Source organism: Billgrantia pellis (assembly GCF_008297955.1).
GTDB lineage: Bacteria > Pseudomonadota > Gammaproteobacteria > Pseudomonadales > Halomonadaceae > Halomonas > Halomonas pellis.
Map to the genome: position 1 here is coordinate 475029 of NZ_VTPY01000005.1, position 21518 is coordinate 496546.

Annotated in this window: 15 protein-coding genes; 9 read left to right on the forward strand and 6 right to left on the reverse strand. The window is 65.0% G+C overall.

The genetic code is table 11. The features are described from left to right. The first annotated feature begins 34 nt into the window (after positions 1-34). Together pdxJ and acpS are read left to right on the forward strand one after the other, a co-directional pair. Positions 35-835, forward strand: coding sequence for a pyridoxine 5'-phosphate synthase (gene pdxJ, locus F0A17_RS15365; RefSeq protein WP_149329203.1), 801 nt, complete (start codon positions 35-37; stop codon positions 833-835). Continuing rightward, a complete protein-coding gene (gene acpS, locus F0A17_RS15370; protein WP_149329204.1) occupies positions 832-1215 on the forward strand; it encodes a holo-ACP synthase in 384 nt (127 codons plus the stop codon). The genes pdxJ and acpS overlap by 4 nt, the downstream gene beginning before the upstream one ends. Here the strand turns inward: acpS and F0A17_RS15375 are convergent. Continuing rightward, positions 1149-3902: an ATP-binding protein gene (locus tag F0A17_RS15375; RefSeq protein WP_149329205.1), complete on the reverse strand. Its 2754-nt coding sequence runs from the start codon at positions 3900-3902 to the stop codon at positions 1149-1151. The two genes, acpS and F0A17_RS15375, sit on opposite strands and share 67 nt — an antisense overlap. A 117-nt stretch (positions 3903-4019) precedes the next feature. Between F0A17_RS15375 and cysM the strand changes: the two genes are divergently transcribed. The 5 genes from cysM to ppc are packed head-to-tail and all read left to right on the forward strand — an operon-like array spanning position 4020 to position 12153. Next, on the forward strand, positions 4020-4916 hold the full coding sequence (gene cysM / locus F0A17_RS15380) for a cysteine synthase CysM (protein WP_149329206.1): 897 nt from the start codon (positions 4020-4022) through the stop codon (positions 4914-4916). 2 nt (positions 4917-4918) lie between these two features. Further along, on the forward strand, positions 4919-6340 hold the full coding sequence (gene rlmD / locus F0A17_RS15385) for a 23S rRNA (uracil(1939)-C(5))-methyltransferase RlmD (RefSeq protein WP_149329207.1): 1422 nt from the start codon (positions 4919-4921) through the stop codon (positions 6338-6340). A 4-nt stretch (positions 6341-6344) separates the two neighbouring features. Continuing rightward, on the forward strand, positions 6345-8621 hold the full coding sequence (gene relA / locus F0A17_RS15390; protein ID WP_149329208.1) for a GTP diphosphokinase: 2277 nt from the start codon (positions 6345-6347) through the stop codon (positions 8619-8621). Further along, entirely contained in the window at positions 8618-9508 is an 891-nt protein-coding gene (gene mazG, locus F0A17_RS15395) for a nucleoside triphosphate pyrophosphohydrolase (RefSeq protein ID WP_149329209.1), read from the forward strand. Before relA ends, mazG begins: the two co-directional genes overlap by 4 nt. Then, positions 9505-12153, forward strand: a complete 2649-nt coding sequence (gene ppc / locus F0A17_RS15400; protein ID WP_149329210.1) for a phosphoenolpyruvate carboxylase — start codon at positions 9505-9507, stop codon at positions 12151-12153. The genes mazG and ppc overlap by 4 nt, the downstream gene beginning before the upstream one ends. A gap of 136 nt (positions 12154-12289) precedes the next feature. On the opposite strand, the gene F0A17_RS15405 is transcribed toward ppc, so the two are convergent. The 4 genes from F0A17_RS15405 to F0A17_RS15420 form a co-directional block, all read right to left on the reverse strand. Further along, positions 12290-12949 carry a peroxiredoxin gene (locus tag F0A17_RS15405; RefSeq protein WP_149329211.1) on the reverse strand — a complete coding sequence of 220 codons (660 nt, stop codon included), beginning with the start codon at positions 12947-12949 and terminating at the stop codon, positions 12290-12292. A 180-nt stretch (positions 12950-13129) separates the two neighbouring features. Beyond that, positions 13130-13786 carry a hypothetical protein gene (locus F0A17_RS15410; RefSeq protein ID WP_228716926.1) on the reverse strand — a complete coding sequence of 219 codons (657 nt, stop codon included), beginning with the start codon at positions 13784-13786 and terminating at the stop codon, positions 13130-13132. Positions 13787-13897: 111 nt separating this feature from the next. Next, positions 13898-14797, reverse strand: a complete 900-nt coding sequence (locus F0A17_RS15415) for a ketopantoate reductase family protein (RefSeq protein WP_149329212.1) — start codon at positions 14795-14797, stop codon at positions 13898-13900. Positions 14798-14879: 82 nt separating this feature from the next. Further along, on the reverse strand, positions 14880-16811 hold the full coding sequence (locus F0A17_RS15420) for a DNA topoisomerase III (RefSeq protein WP_149329213.1): 1932 nt from the start codon (positions 16809-16811) through the stop codon (positions 14880-14882). Between the two features lie 167 nt (positions 16812-16978). Between F0A17_RS15420 and F0A17_RS15425 the strand changes: the two genes are divergently transcribed. Both F0A17_RS15425 and F0A17_RS15430 read left to right on the forward strand, forming a co-directional pair. Beyond that, positions 16979-18223 carry an ABC1 kinase family protein gene (locus tag F0A17_RS15425; RefSeq protein ID WP_149329214.1) on the forward strand — a complete coding sequence of 415 codons (1245 nt, stop codon included), beginning with the start codon at positions 16979-16981 and terminating at the stop codon, positions 18221-18223. Positions 18224-18313: 90 nt separating this feature from the next. Beyond that, complete coding sequence (locus F0A17_RS15430; protein ID WP_149329215.1) at positions 18314-20134, forward strand: SEC-C domain-containing protein; 1821 nt, start codon at positions 18314-18316, stop codon at positions 20132-20134. Between the two features lie 15 nt (positions 20135-20149). Here F0A17_RS15430 and F0A17_RS15435 read toward each other — a convergent pair whose 3' ends face one another. Beyond that, the gene (locus F0A17_RS15435) at positions 20150-21517 is read right to left on the reverse strand and encodes an AmpG family muropeptide MFS transporter (protein WP_149329216.1); all 1368 of its coding nucleotides are present in this window, start codon (positions 21515-21517) and stop codon (positions 20150-20152) included. Position 21518: the final 1 nt, after the last annotated feature.

Below are 21518 nucleotides of genomic sequence, written 5' to 3' on the forward strand. Positions count from 1 at the left end.
AGTGATTCCCATCGACCTGCTGCTGGAGAAAGCCATGCATCCCCCGCGCATTCTGCTCGGCGTCAATATCGATCATATCGCCACGCTGCGCCAGGCCCGCGGCACACGCTACCCCGACCCCGTCCAGGCGGCGCTGGCAGCCGAGGAGGCAGGCGCCGACGGCATCACCGTGCACCTGCGCGAAGACCGACGCCATATCCAGGAGCGCGACGTGCGCCTTCTCACCGAGGTGCTCAATACCCGCATGAACCTTGAGATGGCGGTGACCGAGGAGATGCTGGCACTGGCCGAGGCGCTACGCCCGGCGCACATCTGCCTGGTGCCGGAGAAGCGCGAGGAGCTGACCACCGAAGGGGGGCTGGACGTGGTCGGCGGGTTCGACGACGTCGCAGCCGCTTGCCAGCGTCTGGCGACCGCCGGCTGCGAGGTATCGCTGTTCATCGATCCGGAGCCTAGCCAGATCGAGGCGGCCAAGCGCGCCGGCGCGCCGGTGATCGAGCTGCACACCGGCGCCTATGCCGAATGTAGCGGGGCGCAAGCCCGGCGGGAGCATGCGCGCCTGACGGCGGCGACGGAAATGGCGCTCGAGCTCGGGCTTACCGTCAATGCAGGGCATGGACTGAATTATCACAACGTCGAGTCGATCGCCGCGATTCCCGGTCTTCACGAACTGAACATCGGTCACGCCGTCATCGCGCGGGCGCTGTTCGTCGGCCTCAAGGAGGCGGTAGCGGAAATGAAGCGCCTGATGATCGCCGGCCAGGAAGCCGGTTTCATCGCTTCGCTGGAAGAGCACGAGCATCACCACCACGGGGATGGCGACGACCACGCATGATCATCGGCGTAGGCACCGACATTGCCAAAGTGGCGCGGTTCGAGGCGGCCATGGCGCGCCATGGCGTGCGCTTCGCCGAGCGGGTGCTGGGGGCGATCGAACGCGAGTGGCTGGAACAGCGCCACAACAAGGCGGCGTTCCTGGCCAAACGCTTTGCCGCCAAGGAGGCCTTCGTCAAGGCGCTGGGTGTTGGCCTGCGTCATGGTATGCGCTGGACCGAGATCCAGGTAGTCAGCGATGCCCTCGGACGCCCCTCGTTGATGCTTGGTGGGCGCGCCCACGAGCTCGCCGAGGTGGCCGGCGTGCGCTCCATTCACTTGTCCTTGAGCGACGAGGCCGAACTGGCGCTTGCCATGGTAGTGCTGGAAGGCGCTTCCTGAGCTTCGGCATGCCAGTCGATGAGCCGCTCAATGGCCTGGAACAGGTCGTCGATCAGTGTATCGACCCCTTCCAGGCCTCGCGAACGCAGGCGCGTCTCCAGCGTCTCCGCCACCAGGGCCAGCTGGGGTGCGCCGCAGTAGCGGCAGGCGCCATTGAGTGCGTGTACGGCGTCGAGTAGGGCCTCGACGTCCTCCGTTGCCAGCGCGGCTTGAAGCTCGGCCATGCTGGCCGGCAGCGAGGCGACGAGCTCGCCGAGCAGTTCGCGTGCCAGCCCCTCGTTGCCATTCGCCAAGCGGGTGCCGAGCTGCATGTCCACCGCCGCGAGTTCGGAGGTCTGTTCGAGTTCCGCAGGTGGGGCCAAGGGCTCGGCTGGGACGAAGGGGAACATAGCCGGGCTCGTGGCTGGCGCCGCCATGGGTAGGTGATGTTGCAGGATGGCCTCCAGCTGATGGGAATCCACGGGCTTGACCAGTACTTCTTGCAGGCCGGCTTCAAGCAGCGATTGGCGCTCATTGTCGAGAGCATGGGCCGTGACGGCGATGATCGGGCAATTCAACCAGCCACCGCCCAGGCTGCGCAGGGCTTGCGTCGTCTCTACGCCATCCATGCCGGGCATGCGAATATCCATTAGCACCAGGTGGAAGACCTCGCTCTCGGCCAGCGCCAGGGCCTCCTCGCCGCTGCCGGCCTCGACGATCTCCAGCTTGGGCCTGTCGAGCAGTTCACGCAGCAGGCGACGATTGATGGAGTTGTCGTCGACCACCAGCAGGCGCAACTGACCGGGTGGCAGCGCGGGCGGTTGCCTCAGCGTTATTCTCTGCCGGCGCAAGGCATCGGACAGCGCCTGGCGCGACACCGGCTTGCACAGTATCTCGCAGGTGGACGGGAGCTTGAGATCCGGTAGTTCCAGCGGTGTGACGTTGGCCAGTAACAGCATGGGGCAGGGGCCCCGATCTAGCCGGGTTTGCCATTCGGCCAGCACTGCCTCGTTCAGTTCCATGGGGAGCGCGGCGATCATCAGGGCGGGAGGCGTTCCGGTGACTTCCGGCGACGCCATCTCCTCGACTTGCGCCCCCCAGCGCTCCAGCAGGTGACGCAGCGCGTAGCGGGTCGGAGCATGCGGTTCAACGAGCATCACGCGGTCGCCGTCGAGGATGCGCTCGGGCAGTGCTTCACTAGGGCCGGCCACGTCCAGGGGCAGCGTGAAGGCAAAGGTCGAGCCCTGAGAGGGCTCGCTCTCCACGGTGATTTGCCCCCCCATCTGCTCTACCAACTGGCGACTGATCGCCAGGCCCAGCCCGGAGCCGCCATATTGGCGCGAGTGGCCAGCACTGGCTTGGCGAAAAGCCTGAAACAGATCGTGTTGTTCCTGGGGAGTGAGACCGATGCCGGTATCGCTGATGCTGATGCGCAGCATTACCCGTCCTTGGCCGCAGTGCTCCTCGACCATGACCCGCACGATGACCTCTCCCTGTTCGGTGAACTTCAGGGCGTTGTGCACCAGGTTGGTCAGTACCTGGCGTATGCGCAGCGGATCGCCGCGCAATGGGGCCGGTACGTCGTCATAGACCAGGCCCAGCAGGTGCAACCTTTTCTGGTGCGCCAGCGGGGCTTGCAATCCCAGCGCCTCGTCGACCAGCGTGACCATGTCCAGCTCGGCCCGATCGAGCTCGAGCCTGCCGGCCTCGATGCGCGAGAAATCGAGGACGTCGTTGACCAGAGCGAGCAGGTTGTCGCAGGCGATCTGCACCTGATCGAGCCATTCGCGCTGACGTGGATCCAACCGCGAACGTCCCAGCAAGCGACAGAAGCCGACGATGCCGTTTAGCGGCGTACGAATTTCATGGCTCATGCTGGCGAGGAATTCCGATTTCACTCGGTTCGCCTCGAGCGCGCGCCGATGGGCAAGGTCAAGTTCGATATTCTTGATCTCGATCGTTTCCATCGACTCCTGAAGGTCGACGGTAGTCTGTTCGATCTGGCGCTGCATGTTCTCGTGAGATTGTTCCAATTCGTCGCCCAGCGCATTGACGTACCGGGCCAGGCGGCGCAGCTCCGGCGCCCCGACTTCGGGGAGCCGGGCGTGAAGATCGCCGCTGCGCAATCGTCGCAGGATCTCGGCGGCATCATTCAGGCTGGCATCCAGACGCCGGCCGAGCGTGGACGCCAGGACGAACAGCAGCAGGCCGAGGATCAGCAGGCCCAGCCCGGCAGTGGCGAGGCGGCGATAGAAATCGAGGGTAAGGGCACGACTATCGACATCGAGTTCGAGCCAGGCGCGCTGCGCCACCCTGCCATCGGCTTCGCGCGGCACCAGCGGTACCAATAGCCGCCAGAGATCGCCGCTGGTATCCAGTTGGGTTTCCCGTGGGGGTGTCGTGGCCACCTGGGCACGCGTGCGTCCGAGCTCAAGGACGGTGGCGCCGGCATCGGTATAAAGGCCGACACCGCGTGTTTCCTCGATTTCCAATAGTTGCCGAGCCACTGAATCGAGGCGGCTTCGGTCATCGTCGAGCACCGCGCGGGCGAGTTCCGGCCCCTGCAGCTCGGCGGCGGTGACGAGCCGTTCGCTCAGCGCCGACCTGCGCCATTCGGTATCCTGATGCAGCATGAATACCGCCACGACTAGCAGCACCAGCAGGGGGAGACACAATATCCAGAGTGTCAGGCGGTTTCCGAGTGACATCGGGGATCCCTTGTTCCATCCAGTCCGTGCCAGTATGCCACACCCGGCCGGGATGCCTGTCCAGTGGGTGGCGGCACGGATATAATGAGTAAAAGACGTTACCCTAAGGACGGTTGCATGCAATTTCCCACCATCGAGGACGTCATCGGCCATACGCCTCTGGTCAGGCTCAAGCGTATCGCGGCAGGGCGCAACAACACCTTGCTTGCCAAGCTCGAAGGGAACAACCCGGCTGGCTCGGTCAAGGATCGCCCGGCGCTATCGATGCTGGAGCAGGCCGAGGCGCGCGGCGAGATCCAGCCCGGTGACACTCTGATCGAGGCCACGTCGGGCAATACCGGCATTGCCCTGGCAATGGCCGCGACCATCAAGGGCTACCGCATGATCTTGATCATGCCGGAAAATGCCTCCAGCGAGCGCAAGCAGGCCATGGCGGCCTTTGGCGCTAAGCTGATGACCGTCAGCAAGGAAGGCGGCATGGAGGAAGCGCGCGATCTTGCCGAGACGATGATCGCACGCGGTGAAGGCAAGCCGCTCAATCAGTTTGCCAACCCCGACAATCCGCTGGCCCATTTCCGAGGCACGGGACCCGAGATATGGGAGCAGACCCAGGGTACCGTCACGCACTTCATCAGCTCCATGGGGACCACGGGAACCATCATGGGCGTCTCGGCGTATCTCAAGGAGCGCAACCCGGAAGTGCAGATCGTCGGTCTGCAGCCGCAGGATGGAGCCAGTATCGCCGGCATTCGCCGCTGGCCGAAGGAATACCTGCCAAGCATCTTCGATGCCCGCCGGGTCGACCGAGTTCTTGATATCGGCCAGCGCGAAGCCGAGGAGCATATGCGCCGCTTGGCCCGCGAAGAGGGGATTCTTGCCGGCGTGTCATCCGGGGGCGCCTTGGCCGGCGCGCTACGCGTGGCCGAGGAAGTCGAGAACGCGGTCATCGTCTTCATCGTCTGCGACCGTGGCGACCGCTATCTCTCCACCGGGCTGTTCGCCCCGGAGGCCTGAGGGTGGCAATGCTTGGCAAGCGTCGCCCGGCGCGTCCGCGTTCCGGTACCTCCGGCCTGCAGAAGGCACGCTCGGAGGCGCCGCGCGGCCAGGCGCGCATGGACCATGAGTCCGAGGTCACGATCGAGCGCCTGGCCCATGATGGGCGCGGCGTGGCGCGCACCTCCGAGGGCAAGGCGCTGTTCGTCGACGGGGCGCTGCCCGGCGAACGAGTCGACGTCGCCGTGCACCGCACACGCAAGCGCTTCGACGAGGCCCACGTCCGCAGGCTGCTCGAACCGTCCACCGAGCGGGCCGCTCCCCCCTGTGTCCACTATGGACAGTGCGGCGGCTGTGATCTGCAGCATTTGTCCGTTGCCGCCCAGCGCGAGCACAAGCGGGCAGTGTTGGCCGACCTGCTGGCGCGCGAAGGCGTCGAGCTCGGCGGCGAACCGCAATTGCTGGCCGGCGACCCGTTCGGCTATCGACGCCGTGCCCGGCTGGGAGTGAAGGTGGATGCCGAGGGAAGGCGGCATCTTGGTTTCCGTGCCCGGCATGCCAATCGCCTGATCGACGTCGAGTCCTGTCCGGTGCTGGTGCCGGCGCTCTCCACGCTGCTCGGCCCCTTGCATGCTCAATTGGCGCAACTGGAAGCCCCTCGCTTGATCGGTCACCTGGAACTGGTGGCGGCAGACACGGCCACCGTGGTGGTCGTGCGTCAGTTGCGGGCGAACGCGGCCGACCGTCAGCGCTGGCTGACCTTCGCTGAGACCTACGATGTCGCCGTGGCCTGGCGGGTGGGGCGTGAGTCGCCCACGCTTGAATGGTTGGGCGAAGCGCCGGTACTGTCCTATCGGCTGTCCCGCGGAGAAAACGATCTCGAGCTGGTGTTCGCTCCGGGGGATTTCCTGCAGGTCAACGAAGCGGTGAATCGCCAGCTGGTGGCTGCGGCGCGGGAATGGCTTGCCCCGCAGCCGGGGGAGCGGGTGCTCGACCTATTTGCTGGCATCGGCAACTTCAGCCTGCCGCTGGCGGCCGACGGCGCTCGCGTCACGGCGGTGGAGGGCAATCCCGACATGGTGGCGCGCTTGGCGAGCAACGCAAGGTGCAACGGCCTTCCCGTCGAGGCCTTGCAAGCCGATCTCAATGACAAAGCCCGGATCACTGCCCTGCTGGAACGTCTGGCTCCCACGGCCCTGGTGCTCGATCCGCCCCGCGACGGAGCCGATGCGGTTTGCCGGGCATTGATCGAACGTCCCGTGCCGCGTCTGGTCTACATCGCCTGTGACCCGGCCACGCTGGCCCGCGATACGGCACGACTCGTGCATGGTGGTTATCGCATCGCCCGGGCCGCGGTGGCCGACATGTTCGTGCACACCTCACACCTGGAATCCATTCTGCTGCTCGAACATGGTGCATGGCAGCCGCCATCGCAAGGAGCCTAGAAAGATGGTGAAAGTGCGCGACGACCAGCCATTGACGGACAGTGGCGACGTCGACATCGGACATTGGGTCGAGCGTCTCCAGGAAGACGTCAAGCTGCGCGAGCCCGGCGAGATGCGCGATGCCTGTGAGCTGGCGAAGCGCCTCTCGCAGGCGGTCGAGCGGCCCCACAAGGCCTGGCTGCCCCAGGATGCGAGTTTTCGCATGGGGCTAGAGATGGCTGACATCCTCGGTCAGCTCAAGCTCGACCAGCCGGCGCTGGAGGCTGCGGTGCTCTATCGCTCCGTACGCGAGGGGCTGGTCGAGGTCGAGACCATCGCCAAGCACTTCGGCAGCGAGGTGGCGAAGTTGATCGCAGGCGTGCTGCAGATGGCGGCCATCAGCAATGCCCAGATTCCCAGCCAGGGCCTGGTCCAACACGATCAGCAGGACAACCTGCGCAAGATGCTGGTCAACATGATCGACGACGTGCGCGTCGCCCTGATCAAGATTGCCGAGCGCACCTGCGCGCTGCGTCAGGTCAAGGATGCTCCCCGCGAGAAGCGTCTGCAGGTGGCCCGCGAGGTGTTCGACATCTACGCGCCGCTGGCGCACCGATTGGGCATCGGCCAGGTCAAATGGGAGCTGGAGGACCTTTCCTTCCGCTATCTGCACGAGGACGATTACAAGACGATCGCCCGGCAGCTGGCCGAGAAACGCTTGGATCGGGATCGCTACATCCACGAGGTCGTCCAGACGCTCAAGGGAATGCTCGAGTCGCAGGGAATCGTCCACTATGAAGTCAACGGACGGGCGAAGCATATCTATTCGATCTGGCGCAAGATGAAGCGCAAGCGCATCGACTTCTCCCAGGTCAACGACGTGCGCGCCGTGCGGATTCTGGTTCCCGGGGTGGCCGACTGTTACACGGTGCTGGGGCTAGTGCATTCGCGCTGGCATCATGTGCCCAACGAGTTCGACGATTATATCGCCAACCCCAAGAAGAACGGGTACCAATCGCTGCACACGGCCGTGCTCGGACCCGAGAACAAAGTGCTGGAGATCCAGATTCGCACCTTCGCCATGCATGACGAGGCGGAGCTTGGGGTCTGTGCCCACTGGCGCTACAAAGGCCACGATACCAGCAACAAGAGCACCAGCTACGAGGAGAAGATCGCCTGGCTGCGCCAGGTACTGGAATGGCAGGAAGAGGTCGGCGAATTTGGCGACCTGCGCGAGGGGCTCTCCAGCGACGTGGCGCCGGATCGCATCTACGTCTTCACACCGGATGGCCACGTCATCGACCTGCCGCGTATCGCCACGCCGATCGATTTTGCCTACCGCGTGCACACCGAGGTCGGCCATCGCTGTCGCGGAGCCAAGGTCGACGGTCGTATCGTGCCGCTCACCTACAGGCTCAAGACCGGCCAGCAGGTGGAGATCCTGACGGCCAGCAAGGGCGGCCCCAGCCGCGACTGGCTCAACCCCAGCCTCGGTTACGTACGTACCTCGCGGGCGCGGGCCAAGATCCAGTCGTGGTTCAAGCATCAGGCGCGCGAACAGAACCTGGACGAGGGCAAGGCCCTGTTCGAGCGCGAGATGAGACGCCTGGACGTCGAGGACATGGACCTCGATACCCTGGCGCGCAAGGTCAACTATCAGAGCCCCGACGATATGTACGCCGCGTTGGGAGCCGGCGATTTGCGCATCGGTCAGGTGTTGCATCAGGCCCAGCAGCTGTTCGGCGAAACCGACGATCAGGAGCAGCTCGACCGTCTGCTGGCCAAACCGAGGCGCGATCAGGGCAAGGCCGGTACCAGCGATATCACCGTGCTCGGTGTCGGCAATCTCAAGACCAGCATGGCCAACTGCTGCCACCCGGTACCCGGCGAGCCCATCGTCGGCTTCATTACCCAGGGGCGCGGTGTCACCGTTCATCGCCAGGACTGTCCCAATATCCTGCAGTTGCGTGTCGATGAGCCCCAGCGAGTGATCGAGGTGGAATGGGGGCAGCGGGCCCGCACCCAGTACCCGGTGGACATCGAAATCCAGGCCTGGGATCGCTCCGGCCTGCTGCGCGATGTCACCGGTATCCTCAGCAACGAGAAGGTCAACGTGCTATCGGTGAACACGCTCACCGATACGCGAGACGGTATCGCTCGCATGCGCATCACCGTGGAGGTTGATGGGCTGGAGACGCTGGGCAGGCTTTTTTCGCGCATTCAGCAGTTGTCGAACGTGATCGAAGTCCAGCGGCTGCGTACCGGCGCCAAGGGCATGAAGCGTAAGGGGAGCGGCAGATGAGCGAGATTCGCCACGGCACGATTCGTCACGACATCGATGACCTGCTCACGCTAATGGCCGTACTGCGAGATTCCGACCAGGGCTGTCCGTGGGACCTCGAGCAGGACTGGGACAGCATCGTGCCGCATACCCTGGAGGAGGCCTACGAGGTGGCGGATGTCATCGAGCGGCGTGCCTGGGACGAACTGCCCGGCGAGCTCGGCGATCTGCTGTTCCAGGTGATCTACTACAGCCAATTCGCGCAGGAAGAAGCCCGCTTCGACTTCCGCGACGTGGTGCACACCCTGACCGACAAGATGGTGCGCCGCCACCCGCACGTCTTTCCCGACGGCACCCTGGCTTCGCGCCGCCCACCCGGCGTCAGTGCCGAGCAGGTCGAGACCCGTCAGGTCCATAGCCGCTGGGAGTCGCTCAAGGCCGCGGAGCGTGCCGAGCGCATCGACGATGCAACGACGCTCTCGGTTCTCGACGACGTGCCGCGCACCCTGCCGGCGCTATCGCGTGCCGCCAAGCTCTCCAAGCGTGCCGCCCGGGTCGGCTTCGACTGGCCCGATACCCATGGGGTGATTGCCAAGATTCGCGAGGAGCTCGATGAGGTCGAGCAGGCCCTGGAGGAGGGGAACCGGATGCATGCCAGCGAGGAAGTTGGCGACCTGCTGTTCGCGGTGACCAACCTGGCGCGCACCCTCAAGGCCGATCCCGAGCGGTGTCTGCGCGATACCAACGCCAAGTTCGAGCGACGCTTTCGCTATGTCGAGACAGCGCTGGCCAAGCGCGGCATGACGCCGGGCGACGCCGACCTGGACACCATGGAACGGTACTGGCAGGAAGCCAAGCGCCTCGAGATTCCATTTTCCGAATCGTCTTCTGGAGGAGATCGGCCATGAGCGGCGATCTGCATGAATCCCTGCGCGACAACGTACGCATCCTGGGCGATAGCCTGGGCCGCACCATTGCCGATGACCTGGGCCAAGGCTTCGTCGATCGCATCGAGACCATTCGCGGACTGGCCAAGAGCGGCCGGCAGGGAGACGTGCAGAGCAGTCGCGAACTGATCGATTACCTGCGCAAGTTGCCCGACTGCGATCTGCTGCCGGTGACGCGTGCCTTCAACCAGTTCCTCAATCTGGCCAACATCGCCGAACAGCACTACCGGGCACGCTTCCGCCGCGTCGAGGACTACAAGCCCGGCTCGCAGCCGGTACTCTCCGATTTGTTGATGCGTGCCCGCGACGCCGGGCACCCACCGCGCAAGCTGGTCGAGAGCCTGGCGAGCATGCGCGTCGAGCTGGTACTGACCGCACACCCCACGGAGGTTATCCGTCGTACCCTGATCCAGAAGTACGATGCCATCGACGAATGCCTGACCGTCATCGAATCCTCGATCGACTATCCCGAGCGAGCCAGTCGTGCTCGCGGCCGTCTCGAGGAGTTGATCAGCCAGGCTTGGCATACCGACGAGATCCGCCACGAGCGGCCCACGCCGGTGGATGAGGCGAAGTGGGGCTTCGCCGTGATCGAGAACTCGCTGTGGCAGGCGGTGCCGGCGTTCCATCGCGACCTCGACAGCCTGCTGCTGGAATCCGCCGGTGAGCGCCTGCCGCTCGACGCGGCACCGATCGTCTTCGCCTCGTGGATGGGCGGCGACCGTGACGGCAACCCCAACGTCACCTCGCGGGTTACGCGCGAAGTGCTGCTGCTGGGGCGATGGATGGCGGCGGATCTCTACCTGCGCGACCTGGAGCAGCTCAAGGCCGAACTCTCCATGTGGAAGTGCAACAGTGCGTTGCGCGCCGAGGTGGGTAACGTGGCCGAGCCCTATCGTGAATTGCTCAAGCGCCTAGTGCAGCGGGTCGAGGCGACGCGTGATTGGGCCAAGGCCCAGCTCGACGGTCGCAGCTTCGAAGGTGGCCCGATCATCGAGAACAGCGACCAGCTCTACGCGCCGCTGCTGACCTGTTATCGCTCGCTGTGCGACGTCGGCCTCGATACCATCGCCAACGGCGCGCTGCTCGATACGCTGCGCCGCGTGGCGGTCTTCGGCGTGACCCTGACCAAGCTCGATATTCGCCAGGAGGCGAGCCGTCATGCGTTGGTCATGGAGGAACTGACCGATGCGCTCGGTCTCGGCCACTACCGCGACTGGAGCGAGGAGCAGCGACAAGCCTTCCTGCTGTCGGAACTCGAATCGCGCCGCCCGCTGATTCCGCGGCGCTGGGACTGTTCCGCCGAAACCCGTGAGGTGCTCGATACCTTCTTGGTCATCGCCAACGAGCAGTCCGAGGCGCTGGGTACCTACATCATCTCCATGGCGGCCCAGCCCTCCGACGTCTTGACCGTGGCCCTGCTGATGAAAGAGGTGGGCGGCGTCGTGTCGCTGCCCATCGCGCCGCTGTTCGAGACCCTGGACGACCTCAATCGGGCAGGCGACGTCATTGATCGGCTGCTGGCGCTGCCGGGCTACCGGGCACTGGCTGGCGAGCGTCAGGAGGTGATGATCGGTTACTCGGATTCGGCCAAGGACGCCGGCCAGCTGGCGGCAGCCTGGGCGCAGTACCGAGCTCAGGAGCGCCTGGTGGAGGTGTGCCGCCGACATGGCGTGGCCCTGACCCTGTTTCACGGTCGCGGCGGTGCGGTCGGTCGAGGTGGTGGCCCGGCCTATGCCGCGATCCTGTCGCAGCCTCCGGGCTCGGTGAACGGCAGCTTGCGCGTTACCGAGCAGGGCGAGATGATCCGCTTCAAGTTCGGTCAGCCCGACATTGCGCTGCGCTCGATGGAGATCTATGCTTGCGCCGTACTCGAGGCGACGCTATTGCCGCCTCCCTCTCCCGAACCCCGCTGGCGCGAGGAAATGGATCGTCTGGCTGAGATCGCCCACCACAGCTATGTGGGCGTGGTCCGTGAGGATCCCGATTTCGTGCCCTATTTCCGGGCGGTGACGCCCGAAGGCGTGCTGGGGCACCTGCCGCTCGGTTCGCGCCCCACCAAGCGCCGCCAGGATGGTGGCGTGGAGACGTTGCGGGCAATTCCGTGGATCTTCGCCTGGACCCAGATACGTCTCATGCTGCCGGCCTGGCTGGGCAGCGGTGAAGCCTTCTCGACTCGCATCGAGGAGGAAGGGGGACTGGAGGTGCTGCGTGAGATGCGCGACCGCTGGCCCTTCTTCGGCACCTATCTGGACATGCTGGAGATGCTGTTGGCCAAGGCCGACGTAGGCATCGCCTCCTACTACGAGCAGCGCCTGGTCGACGAACCGGCACTCAAGGAGCTTGGCGCCCAATTGCGGCAGCGTTTCACCCGGCTGCAGTCAGTGCTGTTGACCCTCCTCGACCAGTCGCAGCTGCTGGAGCAGACGCCGCTGATTCATCAGGCCATCGAGGTTCGCAACCCTTACATCGATCCATTGCACGGTCTGCAGGCCGAGCTGCTGCAACGCAACCGCGATGCCGACGGGGCCATCAGCGGCGAACTCTCACGTGCGCTGATGGTGACCATGGCCGGTATCGCGGCAGGCTTGCGCAATACCGGCTGAAAAGTGACTGCGCACGGCCATGTTTTTCGCCTCGTCCGGCCATCGCTCAAAGGCTTTTCCCGCGTAGCGACACCCAACAGGAACGCCCCGGCTTGGCCGGGGCGCGATTCACGAGCCATGCCAGCGTAAGCGAGGCTTACTGGGGCTGCTTGACCGTACGCAGGTATGGCTTGAGCGTGGTGAAGCCCTCCGGATACTTCTTCTTCGCCTCGTCATCGCTGACCGAGGGTGGGATGATCACGTCCTCGCCGGGCTTCCAGTTCACCGGTGTGGCCACGGTATGCTTGGCGCTCAGCTGGACGGAGTCGAGCAAGCGCAGCACTTCGTTGAAATCGCGACCCGAGGTCATGGGATAGATCAGCATGGCCTTGATTCTCTTGTCCGGGCCGATCACGAACACAGAACGTACCGTGGCATTGTCGGCGGGGGTTCGGCCCTCGGCGCTGCCTGGCTCCTCGGCGGGCAGCATGTCATAGAGCTTGGCCACCTCGAGCTTGTCATCCCCGATCATCGGGTAATTGGGGGCCGTGCCTTGGGTCTCTTCGATATCCTTGGCCCAGGCGGTATGGTTGTCGACCGGGTCAACCGACAGGCCGATGATCTTGGTGTTGCGCTTATCGAACTCGGGCTTGAGCTTGGCCATGTAGCCCAGTTCGGTGGTGCAGACCGGCGTAAAGTCCTTGGGGTGCGAGAAAAGAATGCACCAGCTGTCGCCGATCCATTCGTGAAAGCTCAGCGTACCCTGGGTGGTTTGCGCCGTGAAATCTGGCGCGATATCGCCGATTCTGAGACTCATCTTCATGACTCCAGGAACAGTTCAAGGAAGCGCCGTTACGCTCTGCGTAGACGGCCGTATCAATATAGGACAATTCCCATAAGAACGCAGGGTATGAGAGATATATCAAGACAACCTTTTCGTTATATAGGTAAGCGTAAATTACATGGTGTCTTGCCGAGCCGTTAGAAAGCAAGCGAGCTAGAAGGGGTAGTGCAGAGAGGCGGTAATCAGATTGAGATGCGCCATGCTCGGCGCATCGATCTCTTCGAACTCCAGCCGGCTGACGAGCCGCTTGTGCTGAAGCCGGGCGCCGAAGCCATGAATGCGTGACGTACCGGTTGTGGCCACGTAACGCGGTTCGCTCTGGTTGACAGGGTCGCCTTCCCATTCGACGAAGCCGGACTTGGCGTATACGCCGAACTGGCCGAGTCGCACACCGGCCAGCAGGCTGCCTCCCACCGTCGTGGTATTGAGAAGCATCGCTTGATCGGCGTGGCGAGCGGGGACCTCGTCGCTTTCGCGATACGTCAGCTCGGCGCCCAGATCGATCTGCGGCAGGTTCTCCGGAGAGAAACCGGCGGTCAGGCGGAAGCCTGACGTATAACCGTCAGGGGTGTCGAGGTCGGCGCCTTCCACGATAAGGCCATTGTCCAGGTACATGAGATCGCTGGCGCGGATCGTGAAGGAGGGAATGTCGAAGCGGGCCAAGGCCAGTGATGACAGCCTCTCAGCCGTGGCTTCGGTAAAGGCGGGCGCTTCAACGCGATCGGGTATGGCCTGCTCCGCCCATGCCAAGGATGACATCAGCGAAAGGCCGGTCGCCACGATAAGGGTATCTGTGAGACCCGTTTTCATTTCCCCGCTCATTCCTGTGCAACGTGTTTCGACGCATCCTTGGCGCCTGGTCGCAACATGAAAATACTAGCAGGCTCATGTGAGCCGCGCCAGGCGATGACCCAACGCGAGTCAGCTCGGCGACAACCGAGCTAAATCCCGGTCCAGTTCCGCCAGGAAGGGAGTCGCAAGCCCATGTCGCACGGCAGCCACCATCAACGGTTGCAGGATGGCCTCGCGTTCGAGGGGTCGCCCCGTCAGGACGTCCTGCAGCATAGAGGCGCGGTTGTGTGCGGTGCCCTCCACTACCCGCCATACCAATGCATGCCAGCCGGCATCAGGCGGCTCGATGTCTTCTGCGGAGAGGATCGGGGCGATCTCGTTCACCAGGCGTTCCACCATCGACCGGAAGGGAGGGTCACGTAGTTGCCCGTTGCGGATGCGAAAGCGCGCTGTCAGTGGGTTGATGACGGCGTTGATGACCAGCTTGTGCCACAGACGGGTGGCGATATCGTCGACCGCCCGTGCAGCGAGTCCGGCTCGGTCGAGAATGCCGGCCAGCCGTTGGCTGAGCTCGGCATGGCGATGGGCGAGATCACCGATATACGTCATGCCACGGCCGGCATGGACGACAGCACCGTCATTCGCCACCCAGGCCCCCTCGGTAGTGGAGGCGCACAGTACAGGCCCCGGGTGGCGCCGGCTGAGCTCAGGCTGTACTTGGTAACCGTTCTGCCACAACACCAGCGGCGTGGTGGCTGGGAGTTGTTCGAATAGGCTCGCGTATGCCGCTTCTGACGCGTAGGCCTTGGTGGTCAGGTGGATGAAGGAGGGCGCCATGGCCGGCAAGGCACGCACATCCGCCATATCGAGGCGATGCGTCCGGCGCTCCCCTTCCGGCGTCGTCAAGGTCTGCCTGGCGGGCAGGGGGCGGCGTCCGGCGAGTACAACCGATACCGGTTCTGCCAGGTGCAGAGCGACCAAGCGGCCGAGGGCGCCCGGGCCGACGATGAGATGGGTTTCGGTGTGCATGCCGTTTGACTCGCGCCATGAGGCAGAGATTCGCCCAACCTAGCAGGAATCCGCGGGCAGGTCACCGCGTGGAGACGCAGCGTCAGGCATTGTTACGTTGGCGGCGGCGAGGGGGCGGTTTGCCTTTGCCACTGCGACGCCGAGTGGAGATGGCCTTGCCGCGGCGCGATGGAGTCGGTGCGGCTTCTCCCTGGGCCGTCGCCATGGCTTGGCGCAGCCGGGCGGCATCGGCGCTGTCCAGCAAATCACGCAGGTCCTCGACCAGTGCAGTAATAAACGGCCTCGGGTCGTCGCCGCGTTCGGCGATGGCGGTCAAGCGTTGCTCCCACACCGCGGTACGCTCAGGGCGTGAGGCGGCTTGGGGCAGCGAGGCGATCAAGCCGTCGCCAAGGCGGGTGGCGCGAAGCGTCTTCTTCCGGCGCACGAGATAGCCGCGCTCGATCAGGGTTTCAATGATCCCGGCCCGGGTCGCTTCGGTGCCCAGTCCGTCGTGCTCGCGCAGAGTGCGCTTGACCACGGGGTCGTCGACGTAGCGGGCAATGTTCATCATCGCCTTGATCAGGCTGGCATCGTTGAAGGGCTCGGGAGGACGGGTCTCGCGGTCCTCGACATCGCACGCCTCGACCCGGCAGGGTTCACCCTCGACGAGCGGCGGTAGCGGCGGCGCCTCGTCGCGTGTGGCAAACAGCGGTTTCCAGCCGGGTTCGAGCAGTTCCTGACCGCTGGCGCGAAAGCGCTCTTCGAGAATCGTGAATTCCGCCTTCACCTCGTTGATCGCCAGCGGCGGATAGAACTGGGCAAGCACGTTGCGCGCAATCAAGCGAAAAACGTCGGCTTCGGCGTGCTCGAGGCGAGCGAGCTCGGCCGGCTTGCCGGTGGGCGCCAGCGCATGGTGGGCTCCTACTTTCTTGTCATCCCATGCTTTCGAGCGCAGCCGGAAATCGGCGCCGCGCAGCCAGCCGCCCAACGTCTCGTCGCTGCGACAGGCGCTCTCCAGCGTGGCGCGCGCCTGGGCGAAGTGCTCGTCCGGCAGGTAGCGGCAATCCGAGCGTGGATAGGTGATCAGCTTGTGGCGCTCGTAGAGCCGCTGGCAGATGTCCAGCACCGCCTGGGCCGAGAGCCCGAACCGCCGGGCGGCATCGACTTGCAGCGCCGAGAGCGAATAGGGCAGCGGCGCGGCCTGACGCTTTTGGCGCGTAACGAGCGACGTCAATCGCCCTTCCGCTGCGGGCAATCGCTCGGCTAGGGCGAGGGCCGGGGCGCGATCGAGCAGCCGACCCTGTGCGTCAAGCCGATGATTCTCGCCGGGCTGCCACCAGGCGCGCAGCTGACCATGGCGCACTGCCAGATCGGCCCACAGCACGTGAAAGGGATAAGGAACGAAGTCGCGAATCTCCGCATCGCGACGTACCACCAAGCCGAGCACGGGAGTCTGCACCCGGCCGACGGAGAGAACGCCGTCGTGGCCGGCCTGGCGCCCGGTCAGGGTCCAGGCGCGGGTCAGATTGATGCCATACAGCCAGTCGGCGCGCGAGCGGGACTCGGCGGCACGGTAGAGCGGCTGGTAGCGGGCGTTGTCTTCTAGCCGTGCCAAGGCGCGCTGTACCGCCGGTCGGTTGAGATCGCTGACCAGCAGACGCGACACCGGCCCCTTCCAGCCCAGGTACTCGATGACCTCCTGTACAAGCAGTTGCCCCTCGCGGTCCGGATCGCCGGCATGCACCACCTCGCGCGTCTGCTTGAGCAGCTTGCGGATGACGCCGAGCTGCCCCCGTGCCTTGGCTCGTGGCACGAGCTGCCAGCGTGTCGGCAGGATCGGCAGATGATCGACCCGCCACTGCTTGAAGGCGGGGTCGTAAGCGTCGGGTGGCGCCTGTTCCAACAGATGGCCCAGGCACCAGGTCACGACGGTGTCGCCCGCGTGCAGGGCGCCGTCCTCGCGACGTGAACCGCCCGGCAGGGCGTCGGCAATGGCTCGGGCCAGGCTGGGCTTTTCGGCAATGATCAGGCGCATGGCATTTTTCCCATAACAATATGGACATTCTTACAGTATCGCGGCGCCAAGGCCAGCCGTGCGAGCGTATCATTTCATCGCAGCCATGCGCGGCATGACAGCCCGGGGCGTTAGCGGGAAGATACGGAAGGCAGGGAGGAATGGGCCAAGCCACACGAGGTGACCGTATGCGTGAACGGGGCAGAACGCGGCGTCTGCTGGGACTTGGAGCCCGCAGCGGCGGGGCCGTGCTGCGTACCCGCCTGGGGGGGCAGGCCGATTGGCGCGCCCTCGGTGAGGCGTTGTTCGAGGGGCTTTCCGAACTGAAGGGGCCGGCAATGAAGCTGGCCCAGGTCATGGCACAGTGGGACGACTTGCTGCCGCCGGACCTCGTCGACGGGCTGGCGCGCCTGCAGCGCCAGGCGGAGCCGATGCCCTGGGAGCGGATCCGATGCACTCTGGTCGAGCAATACGACGAGCCGGAGCGTTACTTCCGCGAGATCGAGACGCAGCCATTTGCCAGCGCCTCCATGGGCCAGGTGCACCGAGCGGTGACCCGAACCGGCGAAACCGTGGTGTTGAAGGTGCAATACCCGAACCTGACCGAGGCCTTGGAAGGTGACCTGACGCAGCTACGTCGGATCATGCGCCTGGGGCGCTGGCTCAAGGTTTCCCAGGTGCGCCTGGAGGCGCTGTTCGAGGAGCTCGCCGCCAGCCTTCGCCACGAGCTCGACTATCGCGCCGAGGCGGCTGCGCTGGCGCGCTATCGGGCCCGCTACGCCCATTTCGAAGGGCTGAGGATACCCGAACCTCTGCCTGACCTGTCCGGACCGCGCGTATTGGCCATGCGCTACGTGATCGGTACGCCGCTGCGTGAGCTGGAAGGAGCTGACGACTCCCTGCGCCAGCGCGTCGCCACGACGCTAACCGACTGGCTTACCGAAGAGCTGTTCACTCATGGTGAGCTGCATGCCGACCCGCATGCCGGCAATTTCGCCGTCGATGAACACGGCTGTCTGATAGTCTACGACTTGGGAGCGGTGATTGCGGTGCCCCAGGCGCATCTTCGCACTCTGATGCATTTGCTCGACGCCATCCTGAGGATGGATGCCATGGCCATGGACGATGCGCTGCGACGATTGGGGGGCCGCCAGGGGCAGGGCGCGCCACTGGCGTTGTATCGCGAAGCCGCCGAAGCCGTGTCACCCTTGTTCGAACCGGGTATGCAGGATTTCGCCGACGTTCGGCTGCATCGTCGTCTACGCGAACTCACTCCCAAGGTCTGGGCGGCAATGGATCGACTGCAGCCACCGGCGGATATCCTGCTGCTGTCGCGCACCCTGAATGGCCACTACTGGAACCTGGTTCGCCTTGGCGCTCGCCTGGATCTGCACGCACGCACGCGCCCGCTGCTGGCGTGGGCACGGGGTTGAGATCCTGTTCCGGGTCGATGCCGCCTTGCAGGCGACATCGAGCCGCGCTTCCCTGTTAGAATATGCGCCTTTTCACTGGCGGAGAGTGCGATGCTGGCAGTATGGGTGGAACAGCTGCTGGGCTTTGCCGCGGGAGCCCTGGCAGCCATCCGCGAGGACGAGCGCTACCCCGAGTTCATGGCGTGGGCGCGGGAGGAGGGTGCCGAACTCATGGGCGGCAATCTGGCCATGGCCCAGGCGCTGGCGCCAGTGCTCTGGTCACAGACCCCATTGGAGCGTGCCGGTTTCGCCTGTGAGCCGCTGGCGCGTCCAGGGCGCAACGAGCCTTGCTGGTGTGACTCGGGACGCAAGACCAAGCACTGCTGCGGGGCGGTCTCGATGCCCGCTGACGTTCCCGATCACCTGATGTGGATGTTATCGCTGCGCGACTGGAAGGGGCCGACGCTGAAAGCCGCCCTGGAGAGCGGCCACGCCCCGGCGCAGGCGCTGCTCGAGGCCGGGTTGATCGCCGCCGAAACCGGTCAGCGCGGTCGCGCCCAGCAGATTCTCGAATCGCTGTTTCAGCGCGCCGACTGGTCCCGGTTGCCGGCACAGGCCGAACCCGCTTTCGAACTACTGATCGATCTCTATCAGGAACGTGGTTTTACGCGCAAGCGCGCCGAACTGCTCGACGAGGTGCTCGATCGCGGCCCGATGTTCCTGCGCGGCGTGGCGCTCGAGCGGCTATGCCTGATGCACCTGGACAACGATGACCTGGACAGCGCTCGGGCCGCTTTCGTGCGTGCCCAACAGGCGTTGCCGGATTCGCCCACCCTGGCGTATATCGAGGCCATGCTGCTGCTTCACGAAGGACATGAGCAGGAGGCCGCCGAACGGGCCCGCTTCTGGTTCCGTAGGCTGGCGCGCCAGGGCGAATTGGAACCCGAGCAACTGCAGTTCCTGGCCGATCTGGCTGAGAACCCCGGTGCGACCCTGGCCGACCAATTGCTCAATGCCGAGGAGGATCTGGCGGAGCCGCTGGCGGCGCTACAGGCGCTGCTCGCCGAGCTGCCCCCTGCACCGGGGCTCGATGTGCGGAGCACGGAGACAGGCGAATTGGAATATCGCAGCAGTGCGCGAGAGGATACGCTCGTCGCCGCCTGGCGACAGCACTTCGAAGTCGACGTGGATGATGAGAGCGCGCTGGGACTCAAGGGCGATCCCTGGGTTCAGGCCGGCGACTGGCTGCGTGAACTCTGCGCGAATCCCGAATGGCTCGATGCGCCACGCGTGGTCCAGTCGCTCGCCCTGGCCCTGACCAGTCGCTTCGGCAGCCTGCCGTGGATGTCGCCGAGCCTGTTCGAACCGCTGGCCGATCGCCTGGAGCGCTGGCTGGAGCGGGTGCGCGGCGTGGGCGAAGGGCCTTTCCTGTGGGACAGCGCCGACAATGCCGTACTGTTGCGCACCGGGCTTGCGTTGGTGGTCGGCATGGAGCGAGGCGCCCGGGCGCGCTCCCGACAGCTGGCCGAGCGCCTGCTGTCGTTGGATGACCAGGACAGCCTTGGCCTGCAGGAACTGGTCCTCGACCAGTTGCTGCGCGAAGGGCGGGAGCGCGAGGCGCTGGCAATGACCGAGGCCCGGCGCGACGACGGGCCGGTGCTGGGCATTCTGATGGGGCGGGCGCTGGCGCTGTTCCGTCTCGAGCGGGTTGATGAAGCCGATGCGGTGCTGCATGAGGTCGAACGGCATAATCCCCACGCCCTGCCCATGCTGTGCGCCGAGCAGACGCGGGCCGTGTCGCTGGGCCCAGACGGCGTGGCCGAGCCGGGAACGCGCGCCGAGGCGTGGCAATACCGCACGCTGATGCGGGACCAGTGGCGTTCCACGCCGGGCGCGCTGACCTGGGTGCAGGCGTACCTGGACCAGCGATAGCGCTGTACCGCCCGCTCAGGCGGTACGCGGCGTGGGTCGGGGCACCAGCTCGCGATCGCGGCTGATCCAGATGGCCAGGAAAATGGCCGGTAATCCGAGTGCCGTGGCGATGACGAAGAAGGTGGCGTACCCCTGCGTCGCCACTACCAGCCCGCCGAAGCCGCTCAGGAACTTGCCCGGCAGGGTCATCAACGACGAGAACAGGGCGTACTGGGTGGCGGTGTAGGCCCGTGAGGTCAGGCTGGAAATGAAGGCGATGAAGACAGCGCTGGCCAGGCCATTGGCCAAATTGTCGCCGATGATGGCCAGCGCCAGCATCGGCAGGCTTTGGCCGGCCAGCGCCAGCGCGGCGAACAGCAGGTTGGTGAGAGTGGCCGCCGACGCGCCAACCACCAGGATCGGACCGATCCCGTAACGCGCCACCAACAGGCCGCCGAGGATGCCGCCGCCGATGCTCATGGCGATACCGAAGATGTTGGTCACGCTGGCGATCGTGGAGAGCGAAAAGCCCAGGTCGATATAGAGGGGATTGGCCATCGATGCCATGGCCAGATCGCTGATGCGAAATACCGCCACGAATAGCAGCAGCCACAGCGCCTTGAGTCGGTGGCGCGAGACGAAATCGGTGAAGGGGCAGATCACCGCGCCGATCAGCCAGGCCCCCATGCGGCGCAGCAGGCGCGGCTTGCCACGGCTGGCACGGAGGAAGGCGCGCACGCGTGGTTCGTGAATCAACTGGATGGTGAGCGACAGACGCTCGGGCTCGGGGCGTAGCAGTACCGTGATCACGCCGATGCCGACCAGCATTGCCATGGTCAGGTAGGCGGCCTGCCACGATAGCCACGAGGCGACGTAGAGGGCTCCGGCCCCGGCGGCCAGCAGCCCGCCCCGGTAGCCGATAATGTACGTGGAAGCCATGGCCGCCTGGATGTCATCGGGTGCCGATTCGATGCGAAAGGCATCGATGGCGATATCCTGAGTGGCCGAGCCGAACGCTACCAGCAGCGCGAAGGTGGCCACCCAGGGCAGGTTCTGCTGTGGCTCGAGACCCGCCAGGCCGACCAGCCCACCGGCTATCATGGCCTGGGCCAGCAGCATCCAGCCGCGTCGCTGGCCGAACGTGCGAGTCAGCACGGGCAGGGCCAGGCGATCCACCACCGGTGCCCAGAAGAACTTGATCGAGTAGAGCATGCCGATCCACGCGAAAAAGCCGATGGCGGCGACCTCGACGCCAGCGCTGCGCAGCCAGGCGGATAGCGTCGAGAATACCAGCAGGAACGGCAGCCCGGCCGAGAATCCCAGAAACAGCATGGTGAGTACGGGCGCTCTCAGGTAGACGGCCAAGGCGGCACGCCAACTACGCTGAGCGGGGGGGTTGGACATG

Bases quoted from the DNA above. Each gene is read 5' to 3' on its own strand.
- acpS (WP_149329204.1), top strand. From the start codon at position 832: ATGATCATCGGCGTAGGCACCGACATTGCCAAAGTGGCGCGGTTCGAG.
- relA (WP_149329208.1), top strand. From the start codon at position 6,345: ATGGTGAAAGTGCGCGACGACCAGCCATTGACGGACAGTGGCGACGTC.
- cysM (WP_149329206.1), top strand. From the start codon at position 4,020: ATGCAATTTCCCACCATCGAGGACGTCATCGGCCATACGCCTCTGGTC.
- F0A17_RS15410 (WP_228716926.1), bottom strand. From the start codon at position 13,786: ATGAAAACGGGTCTCACAGATACCCTTATCGTGGCGACCGGCCTTTCG.
- mazG (WP_149329209.1), top strand. From the start codon at position 8,618: ATGAGCGAGATTCGCCACGGCACGATTCGTCACGACATCGATGACCTG.
- F0A17_RS15420 (WP_149329213.1), bottom strand. From the start codon at position 16,811: ATGCGCCTGATCATTGCCGAAAAGCCCAGCCTGGCCCGAGCCATTGCC.
- F0A17_RS15435 (WP_149329216.1), bottom strand. From the start codon at position 21,517: ATGTCCAACCCCCCCGCTCAGCGTAGTTGGCGTGCCGCCTTGGCCGTC.
- pdxJ (WP_149329203.1), top strand. From the start codon at position 35: ATGCATCCCCCGCGCATTCTGCTCGGCGTCAATATCGATCATATCGCC.
- F0A17_RS15375 (WP_149329205.1), bottom strand. From the start codon at position 3,902: ATGTCACTCGGAAACCGCCTGACACTCTGGATATTGTGTCTCCCCCTG.
- F0A17_RS15405 (WP_149329211.1), bottom strand. From the start codon at position 12,949: ATGAGTCTCAGAATCGGCGATATCGCGCCAGATTTCACGGCGCAAACC.
- F0A17_RS15425 (WP_149329214.1), top strand. From the start codon at position 16,979: ATGCGTGAACGGGGCAGAACGCGGCGTCTGCTGGGACTTGGAGCCCGC.
- F0A17_RS15430 (WP_149329215.1), top strand. From the start codon at position 18,314: ATGCTGGCAGTATGGGTGGAACAGCTGCTGGGCTTTGCCGCGGGAGCC.
- F0A17_RS15415 (WP_149329212.1), bottom strand. From the start codon at position 14,797: ATGCACACCGAAACCCATCTCATCGTCGGCCCGGGCGCCCTCGGCCGC.
- ppc (WP_149329210.1), top strand. From the start codon at position 9,505: ATGAGCGGCGATCTGCATGAATCCCTGCGCGACAACGTACGCATCCTG.